Raw genomic sequence first — 16506 nt, forward strand, 5'->3', positions numbered from 1 at the left:
GTTTTTTGTGGTAGGTTAAGCGTAATATTGCAATAGCATTAAGGGCAGGTTATTTTTATGAATATTGATCTCGAAATTTTTAGTCCGGTACATCAAATTGCAAATCCCTTGTTTGATGAGCACGAGGTTAAAGTTTTTTTGAAACGGGACGATCTCATTCACCCCATGATATCGGGTAATAAATGGCGCAAGCTTAAGTACCTGCTCAAATCGGCACAAAACCAGCACAAAAGTCACCTGGTAACATTTGGCGGGGCATATTCCAATCATTTATTGGCAACAGCGGCGGCAGCAGCCAAATTCGGCTTCAAATCTACCGGCATTGTACGTGGCGAAGAAGTTGACAACAACACGCTGTTTTTATGCAAACTGCACGGCATGCACCTGGAATTTACCGATAGGGAGAGCTATCGTGATAAACCCGCATTATTCCAAAAACATTTTGGCAATAATGAGCAGGCTTTTTTTATTAACGAAGGTGGCTCATCTGCAGAAGGCGCCCTGGGCTGCGCCGAACTGGTAAACGAACTAACGGATAGCTACGACCATATTTTTTGCGCCTGTGGCACCGGAACCACCGCGACAGGCATTATTAACGGTTTAACCAGCCACCAGCTTACAACAAAATTCAATGCTATCCCCGTGTTTAAAAACGGAGGTTTTATCAGGGATGAGATTGACCGTTTTTTAACCGCTCCCGCCGATTATGACCTGCATACCGACTACCATTTTGGCGGATACGGCAAAGCAACCGACGAACTAATTGATTTTGTAAAGCTTTTTGTTGCTGCCACCGGCATTGTTATTGAGCCTGTATACACCGGCAAAATGATGTATGCTTTATATGACCTTATTGGCAAGGGGCATTTTAAGCCCGGCAGTAAAATACTGGCCATTCATAGCGGCGGCATTTGGGGATTATTGGGAATGAAGGATAGGTTTTAGGGGCGAATGGCTAAGAAATTAACTCCCGTCGTTGCGAGGTACGAAGCAATCCCCTACATGCTAAGTCCCACATAGTTCGGGATTGCTTCGTACCTCGCAATGACGATTGATTTATACTTCTAAGAATCTAAAAACTACCCTCACGGCACCTTAACCGCCTGCCGGGCCAGTAATTGCCATTCTTTGCCATTTTTTACCCAAACCAACAAAACACCCAGCTTAACGGTGCCCGGGCCCTTGCCTGCATCATTGGTGGATGCTGATAGTATGTGCCTGACTATAGCCGTGTTGCCCGATATAGTAATTGTTTGGCCTGTAAATTCAACGGCGGTAAAAACCGACGCGCCGCTGGTAAAGCTGTGTATAAATTCCTTCTTGTTTTGCACTTTACCACTGGAGTGGCCGTAGCTCAGGCTGTCGGCCGCTATTTTATCCAGGGCTACGCTATCGGCACTTATCATTACCTGGCGCAAGCGTTCAACTGCACTGGCAACTTCTTTAGTATGCGGTTTTTGTTGGGCATCCACGGCCCCTGGGGCAATAACACTCATAATTATTAAAAAAAACAGGATTTTAATGCCGTTAAATATCTTCATAATTTTCAGTTAAGCTATACAGTACCTAATTATTTGCTTTTCTTTACCTGGGCTAACAGCCATGCCGATATATCATTTGCCGCCTTATCGTTTTCATATCCGGCCGGTAAGCGTCCGTTGGTATATTCATTGTATAGCCACGGATCGGCAATGGCCAGTACGGTTCCTTTACCATATTTAGCCTGGGCTATCAACGTTATTCCATTTTTTGCCAACACGGGCTTTGCCGGGGCACTGGTACTTATGGAGCAAACATCCTTCATAAATATTTTTTGCGCAGTTTTAAAAAGCGGGTTGCCGGTAGTTATAATGGCGCCATCATCAAAATGATTATCGTCAATTACATGATTTTGCAAATCGTTATTAAAATTCATCCCAAATTTATTGGCCAATATGTTAAAGTGGGGCAACTCCACATTGGCGCTATCATTTGCAAGCATCACCAATACGCCACCTGCCTTTACCCATTGGGCAATTACACCGGCATCCTGTTCGGTTATGTAATTGGGTTTGGGGCTTTCCTTTTTACTATCCGGATCAACAATAATATAAATGGAGGTACCTTTTAAATTATCCGCTGAAGGAGCGGCGGGGAGCGAATCTAAAGCAGCCCCGCATTTTTTAAAGGCCTCGCCCCAAATGGAATAGCCGGTATTTTCCTTTTCGTCCCATAAATAATGAAACCGCTTAGGCTCACTTGCAACGGCATGTACTTCGCGGTTAAAATAATAGTCTAACCGCACAACCTGCGCCGTGGCTTTATAGCCCTGGCAAGTCATGAACAAGCCTGTTAAACCTTTTGCAAATAACCGATAACGCATAATTGTATAATTTAAAAGTCAATATAGGGCAAAGTATAACTGGTTTCCAAATGTATCGTGGAACAGGTAGTTTTAATCCATATGCCGAAGAAATATTTACTACATCGATATAGTTATATATAGCTAAAAACAACATGCACAAAGCTTAAAGCAGTACTAAATTTATCGGCTGGGCCGCGATGAATCGCGGATACAAACCTGGGTGGGTAAAACAACCGTTTCAAATTCAGTTACAGGCCTGCGGCTCTCGATCAAACTGATCAGCATTTCTGTAGCTTTTTTACCTATCTCAAATCCGGGTTGGTAAACTGTACTTAACGATGGATTTAACACATCGGCCAATTGGGTATTGGTAAAGCCAAGCAAGGCTATATCGCCAGGTATTTTAAAGCCCATTTTATGCAACAACATCAGGGTTGTGGTAGTTATCCTGTCGGATGCGGTAAAAATAGCATCGGGGCGATTGGGTGAAAGAAGCAATTCGTTGATGGCGTTTTCAATCTCGATGAGGTCTTTACCTCCATGAAGGCAATATTTTATAAAACCATCGTTTTGCTTCAGGTTGTTTTGGGCAAGGGCAGCCTGGTATCCTTTTAAGCGCTCGGCAGTGATGGATACGTTTACCGAACTTGTTATATGCGCAATTTTGCGATACCCGGCCTCAATTAATGATTGTGTTGCTTCAAAAGCGCCCTGAAAATTATCGGCAATTACTTTGTGTGTATCTATTTCATCGCTTACCCGGTCAAAGAAAACAATGGGCAAGCCCTTTGCGTGAAGATCTTTAAGATGGGATACATCGGCAGTTTCTGTTGATAGGGAAATGAGCAAACCATCAATAGAGCGATACATCAAATGGCTTACATTTAGTTTTTCAAGCTCATACGATTCATGGGTTTGGGTAATAAACACATTGTAACCATTACTATGGGCAACGAATTCGATGCCGTTAATCACCTGCGAAAAAAAATGATTATCAATAGTAGATACAACTATCCCCAAAGATTTACTGCTGCCCTTTTTTAAGCTGCGGGCCATGTGGTTGGGCTGATAGTTAAGCCTTTTTGCACACTCGCGCACCAGTGCTTTGGTTTTTTCGCTTATTTCATAACTATCCTTGAGCGCTTTAGATACCGCCGACGTGGAAATCCCCAGTTCTTTAGCAATATCCTTTATGGTAACAACCGCGAAATTCATATCCCTTTTTAGCTTTAACGGCAAGTTTAATCACAATTGTAATTTATTGCAGTTAACAAACCTAAAATAATTGAGATAAAATTTCGCGATAGAGAGAAGTGCGATCAAATTGTTACACGCCGCCAAAAATAGAAAAACCGCCATCTACGCAGATCATGGCCCCTGTTACAAATTTAGATGCATCGCTTAGCAGCCATACCAATGCGCCAATCAACTCATCCGGGTGGCCAAAACGTTTAAAAGGTGTTTGCTTTATCACCAGCTGGCCACGGTCGGTATAGCCGCCTTCGGGTTTGGTAAGCAGGTTCCGGTTTTGTTCAGTCAGGAAAAATCCAGGCGCAAGGGCATTCATCCTGATGGCATCGCCGTAACGATTGGCTAATTCTACGGCAAACCACTGGTTGTAACAATCAACAGCCGCCTTACCAATATTATAACCCAATACCTTGGTAATAGCCCGTTTTGAATTCATTGACGAAATATTAACAATGCTGCCCTTACCCGTTTGCGCAATGGCCTCACCAAATACTTGCGTAGGGATAATGGTGCCCCAGGTATTTAAGTCCATTACGGTTTTCATGCCGGCTATATTCATTTTAAAAATATCTTCATCAGGCTGTAAAACGCCTTGCGGCATGTTGCCTCCTGCCCCATTCACTAAACCATCCAGCCTGCCAAATGTATCCAACAACTTGGTTTTAGCGGCCTGTAGCTCTTCTTCAATTAAAACATCAGCAACCAATGCTACCGCTTTGCCGCCATTTTGATTGATGGTATTGGCGCGCTCTTCGGCTACCTGAGCATTGCGGCCCAAAATACCTACGGCGCCGCCTGCTTCAACAATACCGTTTATAAAGGCGCTGCCCAATATGCCAGTGCCACCAGTTACTACGATTACTTTACCGGCTAAAGAAAAATTATTTTCCAATGTATATTATTTTATTGATGATGATTACCTGAGATCTGTAATAGCTATTGGGTCCATATCGGTATAATCCAGGTTTTCGCCTGCCATACCCCATATAAAACTATAGCTTGCCGTACCGCTGCCCGAGTGAATGCTCCATGGCGGCGATACCACTGCATCGTAGTTATCCATAGTGATGTGCCTGGTTTCGTTACCCTCGCCCATGTAGTGGAATATTTTCTGTCCTTGGGGCACATCAAAATAAAAATAGGCTTCCATACGGCGGTCATGTACATGCGATGGCATGGTGTTCCATACGCTGCCATCGTGCAAAATAGTAAGGCCCATTACCAACTGGCAGCTTTTGGTACCTTCCAGATGGATGTATTTGTTAATAGTACGATGATTAGCAGTTGATGCCGAACCAAGGGTAACCTTTACAGCATCGGCATGAGTTAACAATGTAGTTGGATACGTTGCATGCGCCGGGGCCGAGAGCATATAAAAAACTGCCGGGTCATTACTGTTTTTACTGGCAAAATGCACACTTTTAGTACCCTTGCCAATGTACAGGCAATCAAGTTTTTTCACATCATAGGTAATACCATCGGCAATTACAACACCATCACCGGCTACGTTGATAATCCCTATTTCGCGGCGCTCTAAAAAATACTCCGCACGCAGGTTTGGATAATTTGACAGCAGCAGTTGGGTATCTGTAGGGTTGGCAAAGCCAACTATCATACGATCATAATGCGTATAAGTGCAATTAATTGCACCTGCTTGTACCTGGTTATCTATTAAAAAACGCGACCGGATGGTAGTGGTATCATATCGCTTAAAATCCTCCGGATGTACACTTTGTATTACTTTCAATGGAATCATGTATTAGGGTTAATCCATGCAATTCTACAACCCGCGCTATTAATTAAAAAGATATTCTGCGCTTATTTTTACTTCAACGTTGTAGTAGCTGTAGTAAAGGTATAAATATTATCATTTGTAGTTGAGCATAGTTTAAAACCGACAGGCGCCGTGTTGATGTAATGCTTATAGCTTTATACTTGCAGACCCATTAAAACCCACAAAATACCTTTTACAACAAAATATATCTCCTTAATAATTAATAATTTAAATAAAATGTTTCTATAGCAGAAAACTTTTTTCAAAAAAATGAGTTTTTAGCATTAAATCATTAAGATTCTTAATGACGTTTATAAATAAATTAAAACTATGAACTATTCTACATTGAAGAAATCAGCCGCGTTGTCGTTTGCATCTTTGATGGTTGTAGGTATGGCTAATGCTCAAACCGATTCCACCAAAACAGCAACTACCACCACGACTGAAGCCTCTACCGCCAAGGTATTTGGTGGCATTGGCCAGTACAACACATTCAGTATTGGCGTTAGCGCCGGTATCACTGATGGGCTTGTTCCGTTTACCATTAACACTACCAACAAATTTAAAGTTGATTTGGGCTATGGTTTGTATTTAAGGCAACAGCTATCGCACACTTTTAGCTTGCAGTTAGATTATTTGGGCGGTAAAGTGCATGGCATTGATAAAGACGGTACCGAGAAATTTGGCATTACCGAATACAAAACCAGCTTTAACTCCGTGGCTTTAAGCGGCGTGTTCAACATTGCAAGTGTTAGCTTTTTACACCGCAAAAACAGCGTTAACTTTTATGGTTCTGCAGGTTTAGGTTTAGACATGTACAAACCTAAAATGTATGTTACAGATGCAGGTGCTACGGTGAATGACCCATACGGACACACCGTAAAAGAATTATACGCACCTGTTGGCGCTGGTGTAAAATTCAGGTTGTCTGATGCAGTAGCCCTGAACTTAGGTTACACTGTTAGCTTTGTACAAGGTTATAATTTTGCAGGGAAAAACACCTATCCAACCTTTAGTCATTACTCTTATACCTATGGAGGTTTAGAGTACACTTTTGGCCCGAAATCAAAACAGAACTTAACATGGGTTAACCCGGTTGCACAAATGTATGACGAATTGTACGATGCAGCCTTACGCCAGGAAGTTGAAGCTTTAAAAGGCCGTGTAACCAATGTTGAAACTGCGGTTAGCGATCTGAAAAAAGATTCGGATGGTGACGGTGTTGCCGATCAGTTTGATAAATGCCCAGGTACTGCTGCAGGCAGCGTAGTTGATGGTTCTGGTTGCGTTATTGTATTCCCTAAACCAGATTCTACTTTGCTGGGTGCTAAACCGGTTGCCACTCCTTACTCAAACATTCAGTTTGAATTTGACAGCTCGGTATTACGTACTTCATCTTACCCGGTACTGGATGCTACATCTGCCGATTTGCGTGCTTCTGGTAAAAAGGTAGAAGTTGATGGCTTTGCTTCATCTGAAGGTACTGCCGCTCATAACATCTCGTTATCAAAAGATCGTGCTAACTCAGTAAAAACTTACTTAGTTAACTCTGGTGTTGATGCCAAGAAGGTAAAAATTAAAGGCTACGGCGAAACTATGCCGATTGCCGATAACTCAACCGAAGAGGGCCGTGTATTAAACCGTCGTGTTCAGTTCAAACAAAAATAATTGTTAACAAAAACATTTATTTGCGAAAGCCCCGGATAACCCGGGGCTTTTTGCGTTTAAACACGATTTAAGGATTTTACAGGATTAACAGGATTTTTTCTGTAAAATCAGGTATTCGCAATTTGGCTGTAAATATTCAAACAGATTATTTTTAGTTTAAAACTTAAATCCACCACATCGTCTTAGGCTGTTTCGGGCAGACTAAAATAGGATCAAGCGATTTAAAATCAAAAAAATGTAGTCTATGCCACTATACTATTTTCGACTTTGGTACAAAAAGCAACTTTAAACAATTTAAACATACTTTTCACCCAATCGGTTCAAAAACCGCCTAAATTTTGTTTTTGGGGGCTTTTTTGTAGATTTGTATAAACCAAAATTGATATGTACAACCTACTTGTTTCACCCCAAAACGTTCAGGCTTCATTGCAGAAGCATGTACTTGCCGATGGCTTCGATCTCACTTTTGACATGGAAAAAAGTAAGGGCGTATATATTTACGATTCGAAGAACGACCGGACATTGCTTGATTTTTTTACCTGTTTTGCTTCGGTACCTTTAGGCTATAATCACCCCAAAATGGTGAACGATGAAGAGTTTAAAAAAAACCTGATGCTGGCGGCCTTAACCAACCCATCCAACTCCGACATATATACTACCCAATACGCGCAATTTGTTGAAACCTTTTCAAGGGTAGGCATTCCTGATTATTTACCACACGCTTTTTTTATAGCAGGCGGTTCATTAGCCATAGAAAACGCACTAAAGGTTGCTATGGATTGGAAGGTACAAAAGAATTTTGCCAGAGGCTATACCAAAGAGCGCGGCTTTAAAGTGATACACTTTGAACACGCGTTTCACGGCCGCTCTGGCTATACACTGAGCCTTACCAACACGGTGCCCAATAAAACCAAATGGTTTGCCAAGTTTGACTGGCCAAGAGTATCGGTACCCTATATGAATTTCCCATATAGCGATACCAATCATGAAGATTTACTGCAACGCGAACAATTGTCCGTTGCCCAAATCAGGAAAGCTTTTGAAGATAATAAAGACGATGTTTGCGCTATTATTATTGAACCCGTACAATCAGAAGGCGGAGATAACCACGTACGCAAGGAATTTTTAGAAAAACTGCGCGAGCTTGCCGATGAATACGAGGCTATGCTCATTTATGACGAAGTGCAAACCGGCGTTGGCCTTACCGGCAAATTTTGGTGTCATGAGCATTTTGGCCCCAAAGCACGGCCAGACATTTTGGCCTTTGGTAAAAAAATGCAGGTTTGCGGCATATTGTGCAGCAACCGGGTTGACGAGATTGAGAATAATGTATTCCATGTGTCATCGCGCATTAACTCAACCTGGGGCGGTAGTTTGGTTGATATGGTACGGTCATCAAAAATAATGGAAGTAATAGCCGAAGATAACCTTTGCCAAAATGCGGCCGAGATGGGCGACTATTTGCAAAACCAGCTCAGCGATATATCGGCCAGGATGCCTGTCATCAGCAACGTGCGTGGCAAGGGGTTGCTTACTGCCTTTGATTTTCCCGACAAAAACAAGCGCGATAATTTCATCAACAAAGGGTTGGAAAATAATATCATGTATTTAGGCTGCGGTGATAAAAGTATCCGTTTTAGGCCGGCGCTTATTATTGAAAAAAGCCATATAGATACCGGACTTGAAATGCTGGAGAAAATAGCTAAAACCCTATAGTTGACGATAACGTATTTAAAAAACATCTGAACTACAAGCATTGTATCCTAATATTTAATATATGTTTTAGGGATTGTTAACTCCAAAAAGGGGTGAAATATTAACATAAGCTATTTTTTTACCAAAATACGCTATATTTTTAATTATTATTCCCGTTAGATTTGTCCATTCCTGTTAGAATCAAATCTAGTTCATCATGAGCAAACATATAGAGAAATTAAAAAAACAACTTGTTGAAGTTGCAGAAGTTGTTAACTCATTTCAATCAGAAGCCGTGCAGGTACGCATCATCGATAGGCTGCTGGATGTAATGATTGAGTCGGAAAGGGCAGATGCCGATGGTTCTGAAATTTTTAGCAAAAAAGGCCGTAAATTACGCCCAGACGATGAAAGTGCCGCTACAGCGGGTCGTAAAAAGCCAGGTGCGACAAAAATACTCAACCAATTGCTAAGCACCGATTTTTTTGATGAGCAACGTTCAATCTCATCAATAGCTAACTATTGTAAAGAGCAATTTGATTCGGATTTCAAAACCTCGGAGTTATCAGGCATCCTTTTAAAATTGGCAAATGAAAATAAACTGAGACGAGAAAGAAGCAATGAAAACAATCGCTTTGAATACATTAAAGCTTAAATAGGTAAACCAATATTATAAAATAAGCCGCTATTTTAAACAAATAGCGGCTTATTTTATTTTTAGTTAAATAATATATTATTTTAAAGCAAATAAATTATCCACGCCTAAAATTTTCCTACTGGTATAACCTTCGGCATATTTAGCGCCAATGCTTTTACCAAATTCGCTGGCCCGCGCTGCAACAACATTAATAAACTCAGGGGTAGATATATAAGTTTGGGGTTCATTTTCCCATTCGGGGTTGTAAAACTGTGACCCGTAAGCGTAAATACTCTCCACCTTTTTATCCCAGTATTCGGTAATATCAATTAAAATATCTGGTTTTATATAGTTATCCTGTATAAAGTGCAACACCATGTCTGGTCGCCATTCCTGTTGCGATTCTCCATTTTCAAACGTTTCTATCTTGCGCAGGCCCGCTAAAAATGCAGATGCTTCTACCAGTTCATTAGCGCGGCCATGATCTGGGTGCCGGTCATGATAAGCATTGGTTATTACAATTTTAGGCTGATATTTACGAATAGCGGCAATTATCTTTAATTGATACTCCCGTGTATTCTCAAAAAAACCATCTGGAATAGCCAGGTTATCTCTTACAGCAAGACCCAGTATTTTGGCCGCTGCAGCGGCTTCCTGCTCCCGTATCTCGGCCGATCCGCGGGTGCCTAATTCACCACGGGTAAGGTCAACAATACCCACCTTATAGCCCAGGGCGATGTGTTTTAAAATAGTGCCCGAGCATCCAAGTTCGGCATCATCGGGATGTACCGATAAAACTAAAATATCTAACTTCATTGTTGTGTTTATGTTAATGAGTTGCCGCTAAAAGACGTTCAATCTTTTTCCGGATTTTTGAAGATGTGGGCTTGGTAAAAGGAAAATAAAAGTCGGTAACGTGTCCTTCCCTGTCAATCAAAAACTTATGAAAATTCCACCTGGGTACCGATTTAAGTTTTCCGTTTGCTTTTTTATCAGCAAAAAACTGGTATAGTGGATGTGCGAAAGGCCCGCGCACCCTGATTTTATCAAATACCGGGTAGTTTGCACCAACATTTTCGCAAAAGGCAGCTATAGCGGCACCTTCCAAAGGCTCCTGGCCACCAAAATCATTTGAGGGGAAGGCCAATATCTCGAAATCGGTATCATTGAACTGTTTTTTTAATTCAGCCAGATCTTTAAGCTGTGGTGTAAAGCCGCATTGAGAGGCGGTATTAACAATCAAGAGTACCTTATTTTCATAAGCCGACAGGCTAATATCATCACCGTTTAACTTTTGAACGTTAAACTTGTAGACGCTTGTGTTGTCCATTATTAGTAGTTAGTGGAATTATATCCGGCCTGGGTAAGTATGGCCTCGATATCTCTCTGCTCGTCGGGGTCGTAAGTTTCTTTAAGGTTATGGCCAAATATGCTGGCTACAGACTGAAACATAAACGCCTTAAAACCGCCCTTAAGCTCCTTAACCATAGTATAGCTGGTTTGCCCGGTTTCGCGGTCAATCAGCTTGATCAAAACTTCACCCTGACTAATTGTCAGATTTTTAATTTCCTTATCAAACAATGTTTTTATTTCACCTTCGCAGGTGCTTATCAATTCTTTTTGTTTTTTCTTATCCCCGGTAAGGGCAAGGTCGCGCTGTAATTTTGCGTACCGCTGGCCCGCAAAACGCGCATAAGGCAATACCTTCATTACGTTATAGCGTAACCGGCGGTAATTATCCCTATCGGCATCGTTAGCAAATATACGGCTATCTACAATTCTTATCGGCGGGCAAACTACCCAGGGTATCAGCTGTCCGTCAACATCAGTTACAGCCACTCTTATGGTATCATTTTTGCCCAATACCATGGGTGCAGGTTTATCTGTCTGGGCACTTACCTTGCCCACTAAGCAACAAAACATCAACAGAAAACCAATAAATTTCATATTTTTACTTAAAACAAAATTAAAGGAAATTTTTGTGGTATTTTAATATAATCTGTAATAATAATTTTCAATTACAAGTTTATCTTATTAATACCGCCTATAGCATATATGAAAGAGATAGAGATTGATCTGGAAGCCGAGAAGAATGAGATACTAAAAAGATATCGCGCTTTGCTGCGCGCCTGTAAATCAACCTTGCAAAAGGGTGATAAACGCATGATACGCAAGGCGTTTGACATGGCACTTGAAAGCCATAAAGATATGCGCCGTAAAAGCGGCGAACCCTATATATATCACCCTATTGCAGTTGCCCAGATAGCCGCCGAAGAGATTGGCCTGGGTACAACATCAATAGTATGCGCCCTCCTTCATGATGTGGTAGAAGATACCAACATGACGCTTGACGAAATTGAGATGGAGTTTGGTAAAAAGGTAGCCAAAATTATTGACGGCTTAACCAAAATATCGGGCGTGTTTGATACCAACAGCTCGTTACAGGCCGAGAACTTCCGTAAAATGCTGCTTACCCTGGCGGATGATGTGAGGGTAATACTCATTAAACTGGCCGATAGGCTGCATAATATGCGTACCATGGAGTTTATGCCGCGCGATAAGCAGCTTAAACTATCGTCAGAAACCGTTTACCTGTATGCCCCATTGGCCCACAGGCTGGGTTTATATGCCATAAAATCTGAACTGGAAGACCTATCCATGAAATACATGGAGCGCGAAACTTACCAGTTTATCAAAAAGAAACTAAACGAGAAGAAGGCTGAACGCGAACGGTTTATCCGCGATTTTATTGAGCCTGTTAACAAAGCGCTGCAAGCCCAGGAAATTCACGCCGATGTGTTTGGCAGGCCAAAATCTATTCACTCCATCTGGAATAAGATGAAGAAAAAATCGATCCCTTTTGAGGAGGTATATGATCTTTTTGCCATCAGGATAATTTTAGACAGCGCGCCCGACCAGGAAAAAGCCGATTGCTGGAAGGCCTACAGCATAGTTACCGACCAATACCGCCCCAACCCCGACAGGCTGCGCGACTGGATTTCGTCGCCTAAAGCAAACGGATACGAATCATTACACACCACGGTTATGGGCCCGCGCGGGCAATGGGTTGAAGTACAAATACGTACCAAACGCATGAACGAGATTGCCGAGAAAGGTTTTGCCGCGCATTGGAAATACAAGGAATCATCAACCGATAGCGGGCTTGACCAGTGGGTGCAAAAGGTAAGGGATATGCTTAAAAACCCCGACACCAACGCGCTGGATTTTATCGACGATTTCAAGATGAATTTGTTCAGCGATGAAATTTTCATTTTTACCCCAAAAGGTGCACTTATCCAGCTGCCGCTTAATGCAACAGCTTTAGATTTTGCATTTGAGATACACACCGATGTGGGCGCAAGTTGTATCGGCGCCAAAGTGAACCATAAACTGGTGCCATTAAGCTATAAACTGCAAAATGGCGACCAGGTAGAGATTATCACCTCGGGCAAGCAAACGCCTAAAGAGGATTGGCTGAACTTTGTGGTTACCGCAAAAGCTAAAGCCAAAATAAAATCGGCTTTAAAAGAAGAAAAGCGAAAAATTGCAGAGGACGGCAAAGAGATTTTGGAGCGTAAAATGAAATCGCTTAAAATCACCTATAATTCCGAAAACCTGCACAAGCTGAGCTATTTTTTCAAACTGCAATCAACCCAGGACTTGTTCTATAACATTGCCAAGGGCGTGATAGACATGAAGGACCTGAAGGAATATCAGGCATTTGAAAAGAATGTTGAGAACAAGCCCCAGGATAAAATTGAGCAGGAACAGGTTCAAAACCTAATTCGTAACCTGAAATCGAAAGACACCGACATGCTGCTCATTGGTGAGGACATGCAGAAAATTGACTATAAACTGGCCAATTGCTGTAACCCCATCCCCGGCGACGATGTGTTTGGCTTTGTTACCGTGAGCGATGGCATTAAAATACACCGCACCAACTGCCCAAATGCAGCCAAACTGATGGCCAACTATGGCTACCGGATTGTAAAGGCTCGTTGGACAAACCAGCAGGAGCTTGCATTTTTAACCGGGTTGAGAATAACCGGTATAGACGAAGTTGGATTAATTAATAAACTTACCACTGTAATATCAACCGATTTTAAGGTAAATATCCGCTCCATTACCGTTGATAGCGACAACGGTATTTTTGAAGGATCGATAATGGTTTACGTAAACGATACCAACCACCTTGACAACCTGATCAAAAAAATAAAACTGATAAAAGGTGTTACCGGCGTTAACAGATTTGATTCGGTGATTGAAAAAGCGTCTTGAGGAAGAGTCAAGAATTAAGACGGAGAAATTACCGGGGACTTCGGACACTTTGAATATATTAAATCCATTTTTTTAGGGGAGGGCAAAAGCAATCAGAATTAAGACAAATATAAAAAACGTCTTAATTCTTGATTCTTGACTCTTGACTCTATCTTAACCAAATTATTAATAACTTTGCCTGCTTAACAGACCATTATGGCCCAACCGGATACTATAGCATTGGTTAAAAAAATTTTTGAGGCTTACCTTGAAAATAAAAACCTGCGCAAAACGCCGGAGCGTTTTGCAATACTCGAAGAAATTTACTCGCGCTCAGATCACTTTGATGTGGAATCCCTTTATATCCACATGAAAAATAAAAAATACCGCGTTAGCCGCGCTACGGTATATAATACACTTGAACTGTTGGTATCATGCGACCTGGTAACCAAACACCAGTTTGGTAAAAATATGGCCCAGTTTGAAAAATCATACGGCTACAAACAGCATGACCACATTATTTGCATCGACTGCGGTAAAGTAGTTGAGTTTTGCGATCCGCGGATTCAGCAAATACAGAGTATGATGGGCGATATTTTAAAATTCGATATTAAACACCACTCGTTAAACCTTTACGGTAACTGTGCCAAATTACGTGAAGGCAATTGCGACAGAAGGGTATAATCATGGACAAACCTATTTTAAGCAAACAGGCATTTTGGGATGTTGATATGGATAGTATCGACTATGAAAAGAATGCGCGTTTTGTTATTGAAAAGGTTGTTGACCGCGGATCTTTTGAGGATTTCATCGCTCTTAAGAAATTTTATGGTGATGATAAAATCAAAAAAGAAATTGTAAATGCTAAGTGGATTGGCGACAAAGAAATTTATTTTTGCTGTGCCATTTTCGATCTTGAACCTAAGGACTTTAAATGTTATATAAAGAAACAGTTGAACCCGCAACTTTGGGTTTACTGACAGAATTAATGACTCTGCCAGAACTGGAGCAATTCAGACTGGTTGGGGGTACAGCACTATCTTTACTTTTAGGTCATTGGGCATCTATCGATCTTGATCTTTTTACCGACGAACCCTTTGATAGCGATTTAATTAACTTTAAGCTATCCGGCAATTTTCAATTTTTCTCAAAAGAAAGAACCAGCCCCCGCTTGTTGTTCACTTATATAAATAACGTAAAAGTAGATTTTGTACATACGTTTGAAAAGTTCACTTTTGCCAGTAATACTATAGAGGGTATTAGGTTTGCCTCCGTGGAAGAAATTATTGCCCTGAAATTAAACGCAATAGCAGGACGAGGGGCAAAAAAGGACTTTTGGGATTTACACGAATTATTGGAACATTTTTCGTTTGATCAAATGTTTTCATTTTATCAAGCAAGGTATCCAAATAATTCAACGATAATGATTATTAAATCTATCACTTATTTTGTTGAAGCAGATTTGGATTCAGATCCTTATAGTTTTAAAAAATTAAAGTGGGATAAAATCAAAAAAGATATCATACAAAAATTTAATAGATATATTCAAACGATAAATTAATGGCTGTTGACGTATTATTAGGCCTCCAATGGGGCGATGAAGGTAAAGGAAAAATTGTTGATGTGCTTAGCGCAGGTTATGACCTGATTGCACGTTTCCAGGGCGGCCCAAATGCCGGTCATACTTTGGAATTCGACGGTAAAAAATTCGTGTTGAATACTATTCCTTCAGGTATATTTTTTGAAAATACCATGAACCTTATTGGTAATGGTGTAGTGATTGACCCTATTACCCTTAAAAAGGAAATAGATAAACTGAAGGATGCAGGCCATGACCTGTTAGCTAAAAAGAACCTGCTGATTGCAAAAAAAGCACACCTGATATTACCAACCCATCAACTGCTTGACGCCGCATCTGAAAAGAAAATGGGCGAAGGAAAAATAGGTTCAACCTTAAAAGGCATCGGCCCTACTTATATGGATAAAACCGGCAGGAACGGTTTACGCATCGGCGATATCACCCTGCCCGATTTTAAAGAGCGTTACCAGAAACTGGTTGACAAACATACTGCCATGCTTACCGCTATGTACGGCGAGGTTGCTGATTTTTCTGAACGCGAAGCCTTGTTTTTTGAAGCCATTGACTTTATCAAACAATTCCCGTTGGTTGATTCGGAACACCTGGTGAACGATTATATTAAAAAAGGTAAAAAAGTTTTGGCCGAAGGTGCGCAAGGCGCCATGCTGGATATCGATTTTGGTTCGTATCCATTTGTTACTTCGTCAAATACAACAGCGGCCGGCGCTTGTACTGGTTTGGGTATTGCCCCGCAACAAATTGGCGATGTGATAGGTATTTTTAAAGCTTATTGTACCCGTGTTGGCGGCGGCCCGTTCCCTACCGAACTGGAAGACGAAACAGGCGAAGAATTACGCCGTATAGGCCACGAATTTGGCGCTACCACAGGCAGACCCCGCCGTACCGGATGGATTGATCTGCCGGCTTTAAAATACGCTATAATGCTTAACGGCGTTACCCAACTGGTAATGACTAAAGCTGATGTATTAAGCGGTTTTGATAAAATTTATGCTTGTACCCACTACAACTACTTAGGTGAAACTATTGATTACATGCCTTATGATATCTGCTCGGTAAGTCCGGTGCCGGTTTTGAAGGAAATTGATGGCTGGAACGAAGATTTAACAGGTATTACCGAGTTATCTGAAATACCTGCCAAGCTGCAATCATACATCGACTACCTGGAGGCAGAGTTAGGCGTACCGGTAAAATATTTATCTGTAGGCCCCGACAGGAAACAGACTTTGGTATTGCACTAACACAACCTTTAAGTTTGTGTCGACACAAACTTAACTTCATAT

General features: G+C 41.4%; 17 protein-coding genes. 9 read left to right on the forward strand and 8 right to left on the reverse strand.

Annotation, left to right across the window (positions count from 1 at the left end; all coding sequences use genetic code 11):
* The first annotated feature begins 57 nt into the window (after positions 1 to 57).
* Entirely contained in the window at positions 58 to 945 is an 888-nt protein-coding gene (locus AC1RM2_RS07305) for a 1-aminocyclopropane-1-carboxylate deaminase/D-cysteine desulfhydrase (RefSeq protein ID WP_492984330.1), read from the forward strand.
* Positions 946 to 1085: 140 nt separating this feature from the next.
* On the opposite strand, the gene AC1RM2_RS07310 is transcribed toward AC1RM2_RS07305, so the two are convergent.
* From AC1RM2_RS07310 to kduI, 5 genes are all read right to left on the reverse strand, one after another.
* Positions 1086 to 1541, reverse strand: coding sequence for a nuclear transport factor 2 family protein (locus AC1RM2_RS07310; RefSeq protein ID WP_492984331.1), 456 nt, complete (start codon positions 1539 to 1541; stop codon positions 1086 to 1088).
* A gap of 29 nt (positions 1542 to 1570) precedes the next feature.
* Entirely contained in the window at positions 1571 to 2362 is a 792-nt protein-coding gene (locus AC1RM2_RS07315; protein WP_492984332.1) for a DUF4350 domain-containing protein, read from the reverse strand.
* A 162-nt stretch (positions 2363 to 2524) separates the two neighbouring features.
* Positions 2525 to 3559: a LacI family DNA-binding transcriptional regulator gene (locus AC1RM2_RS07320; RefSeq protein WP_492984333.1), complete on the reverse strand. Its 1035-nt coding sequence runs from the start codon at positions 3557 to 3559 to the stop codon at positions 2525 to 2527.
* Between the two features lie 112 nt (positions 3560 to 3671).
* Positions 3672 to 4487 carry an SDR family oxidoreductase gene (locus AC1RM2_RS07325; protein WP_492984334.1) on the reverse strand — a complete coding sequence of 272 codons (816 nt, stop codon included), beginning with the start codon at positions 4485 to 4487 and terminating at the stop codon, positions 3672 to 3674.
* 24 nt (positions 4488 to 4511) lie between these two features.
* A complete protein-coding gene (gene kduI / locus AC1RM2_RS07330; protein ID WP_492984335.1) occupies positions 4512 to 5351 on the reverse strand; it encodes a 5-dehydro-4-deoxy-D-glucuronate isomerase in 840 nt (279 codons plus the stop codon).
* 348 nt (positions 5352 to 5699) lie between these two features.
* Here kduI and AC1RM2_RS07335 point away from each other — a divergent pair, with 348 nt between their 5' ends.
* From AC1RM2_RS07335 to AC1RM2_RS07345, 3 genes are all read left to right on the forward strand, one after another.
* Positions 5700 to 7037 (forward strand): OmpA family protein, encoded by a 1338-nt coding sequence (locus tag AC1RM2_RS07335; RefSeq protein WP_492984336.1) that lies wholly within the window; start codon positions 5700 to 5702, stop codon positions 7035 to 7037.
* Positions 7038 to 7421: 384 nt separating this feature from the next.
* Positions 7422 to 8753, forward strand: coding sequence for an L-lysine 6-transaminase (lat, locus tag AC1RM2_RS07340; protein ID WP_492984337.1), 1332 nt, complete (start codon positions 7422 to 7424; stop codon positions 8751 to 8753).
* Between the two features lie 196 nt (positions 8754 to 8949).
* Positions 8950 to 9387 carry a hypothetical protein gene (locus tag AC1RM2_RS07345; protein WP_492984338.1) on the forward strand — a complete coding sequence of 146 codons (438 nt, stop codon included), beginning with the start codon at positions 8950 to 8952 and terminating at the stop codon, positions 9385 to 9387.
* Between the two features lie 78 nt (positions 9388 to 9465).
* Here AC1RM2_RS07345 and bshB1 read toward each other — a convergent pair whose 3' ends face one another.
* The 3 genes from bshB1 to AC1RM2_RS07360 are packed head-to-tail and all read right to left on the reverse strand — an operon-like array spanning position 9466 to position 11316.
* Positions 9466 to 10185, reverse strand: coding sequence for a bacillithiol biosynthesis deacetylase BshB1 (gene bshB1, locus AC1RM2_RS07350; protein WP_492984339.1), 720 nt, complete (start codon positions 10183 to 10185; stop codon positions 9466 to 9468).
* 13 nt (positions 10186 to 10198) lie between these two features.
* Complete coding sequence (locus AC1RM2_RS07355) at positions 10199 to 10699, reverse strand: glutathione peroxidase (RefSeq protein WP_492984340.1); 501 nt, start codon at positions 10697 to 10699, stop codon at positions 10199 to 10201.
* A gap of 2 nt (positions 10700 to 10701) precedes the next feature.
* Positions 10702 to 11316 carry a DUF4294 domain-containing protein gene (locus AC1RM2_RS07360; RefSeq protein WP_477385229.1) on the reverse strand — a complete coding sequence of 205 codons (615 nt, stop codon included), beginning with the start codon at positions 11314 to 11316 and terminating at the stop codon, positions 10702 to 10704.
* A 108-nt stretch (positions 11317 to 11424) separates the two neighbouring features.
* Between AC1RM2_RS07360 and AC1RM2_RS07365 the strand changes: the two genes are divergently transcribed.
* From AC1RM2_RS07365 to AC1RM2_RS07385, 5 genes are all read left to right on the forward strand, one after another.
* Positions 11425 to 13647, forward strand: coding sequence for a RelA/SpoT family protein (locus AC1RM2_RS07365; RefSeq protein WP_492984341.1), 2223 nt, complete (start codon positions 11425 to 11427; stop codon positions 13645 to 13647).
* A 195-nt stretch (positions 13648 to 13842) separates the two neighbouring features.
* Positions 13843 to 14310 carry a Fur family transcriptional regulator gene (locus AC1RM2_RS07370; RefSeq protein WP_477359319.1) on the forward strand — a complete coding sequence of 156 codons (468 nt, stop codon included), beginning with the start codon at positions 13843 to 13845 and terminating at the stop codon, positions 14308 to 14310.
* A 2-nt stretch (positions 14311 to 14312) separates the two neighbouring features.
* Positions 14313 to 14606: a DUF6922 domain-containing protein gene (locus AC1RM2_RS07375; RefSeq protein ID WP_492984342.1), complete on the forward strand. Its 294-nt coding sequence runs from the start codon at positions 14313 to 14315 to the stop codon at positions 14604 to 14606.
* On the forward strand, positions 14561 to 15187 hold the full coding sequence (locus tag AC1RM2_RS07380) for a nucleotidyl transferase AbiEii/AbiGii toxin family protein (protein WP_492984343.1): 627 nt from the start codon (positions 14561 to 14563) through the stop codon (positions 15185 to 15187). The genes AC1RM2_RS07375 and AC1RM2_RS07380 overlap by 46 nt, the downstream gene beginning before the upstream one ends.
* A complete protein-coding gene (locus AC1RM2_RS07385) occupies positions 15187 to 16464 on the forward strand; it encodes an adenylosuccinate synthase (RefSeq protein ID WP_492984344.1) in 1278 nt (425 codons plus the stop codon). The genes AC1RM2_RS07380 and AC1RM2_RS07385 overlap by 1 nt, the downstream gene beginning before the upstream one ends.
* Positions 16465 to 16506: the final 42 nt, after the last annotated feature.

The sequence above is a fragment of the Mucilaginibacter sp. GW822-FHT03E02 genome (assembly GCF_058801545.1).

What these genes read in the sequence shown, in the direction of transcription:
- AC1RM2_RS07370 (WP_477359319.1), top strand. Translation starts at nt 13,843, where the DNA reads ATGGCCCAACCGGATACTATAGCATTGGTTAAAAAAATTTTTGAGGCT.
- AC1RM2_RS07375 (WP_492984342.1), top strand. Translation starts at nt 14,313, where the DNA reads ATGGACAAACCTATTTTAAGCAAACAGGCATTTTGGGATGTTGATATG.
- kduI (WP_492984335.1), bottom strand. Translation starts at nt 5,351, where the DNA reads ATGATTCCATTGAAAGTAATACAAAGTGTACATCCGGAGGATTTTAAG.
- AC1RM2_RS07305 (WP_492984330.1), top strand. Translation starts at nt 58, where the DNA reads ATGAATATTGATCTCGAAATTTTTAGTCCGGTACATCAAATTGCAAAT.
- AC1RM2_RS07355 (WP_492984340.1), bottom strand. Translation starts at nt 10,699, where the DNA reads ATGGACAACACAAGCGTCTACAAGTTTAACGTTCAAAAGTTAAACGGT.
- AC1RM2_RS07345 (WP_492984338.1), top strand. Translation starts at nt 8,950, where the DNA reads ATGAGCAAACATATAGAGAAATTAAAAAAACAACTTGTTGAAGTTGCA.
- bshB1 (WP_492984339.1), bottom strand. Translation starts at nt 10,185, where the DNA reads ATGAAGTTAGATATTTTAGTTTTATCGGTACATCCCGATGATGCCGAA.
- AC1RM2_RS07385 (WP_492984344.1), top strand. Translation starts at nt 15,187, where the DNA reads ATGGCTGTTGACGTATTATTAGGCCTCCAATGGGGCGATGAAGGTAAA.
- AC1RM2_RS07360 (WP_477385229.1), bottom strand. Translation starts at nt 11,316, where the DNA reads ATGAAATTTATTGGTTTTCTGTTGATGTTTTGTTGCTTAGTGGGCAAG.
- AC1RM2_RS07365 (WP_492984341.1), top strand. Translation starts at nt 11,425, where the DNA reads ATGAAAGAGATAGAGATTGATCTGGAAGCCGAGAAGAATGAGATACTA.
- AC1RM2_RS07380 (WP_492984343.1), top strand. Translation starts at nt 14,561, where the DNA reads ATGTTATATAAAGAAACAGTTGAACCCGCAACTTTGGGTTTACTGACA.
- AC1RM2_RS07315 (WP_492984332.1), bottom strand. Translation starts at nt 2,362, where the DNA reads ATGCGTTATCGGTTATTTGCAAAAGGTTTAACAGGCTTGTTCATGACT.
- AC1RM2_RS07320 (WP_492984333.1), bottom strand. Translation starts at nt 3,559, where the DNA reads ATGAATTTCGCGGTTGTTACCATAAAGGATATTGCTAAAGAACTGGGG.
- AC1RM2_RS07335 (WP_492984336.1), top strand. Translation starts at nt 5,700, where the DNA reads ATGAACTATTCTACATTGAAGAAATCAGCCGCGTTGTCGTTTGCATCT.
- lat (WP_492984337.1), top strand. Translation starts at nt 7,422, where the DNA reads ATGTACAACCTACTTGTTTCACCCCAAAACGTTCAGGCTTCATTGCAG.
- AC1RM2_RS07310 (WP_492984331.1), bottom strand. Translation starts at nt 1,541, where the DNA reads ATGAAGATATTTAACGGCATTAAAATCCTGTTTTTTTTAATAATTATG.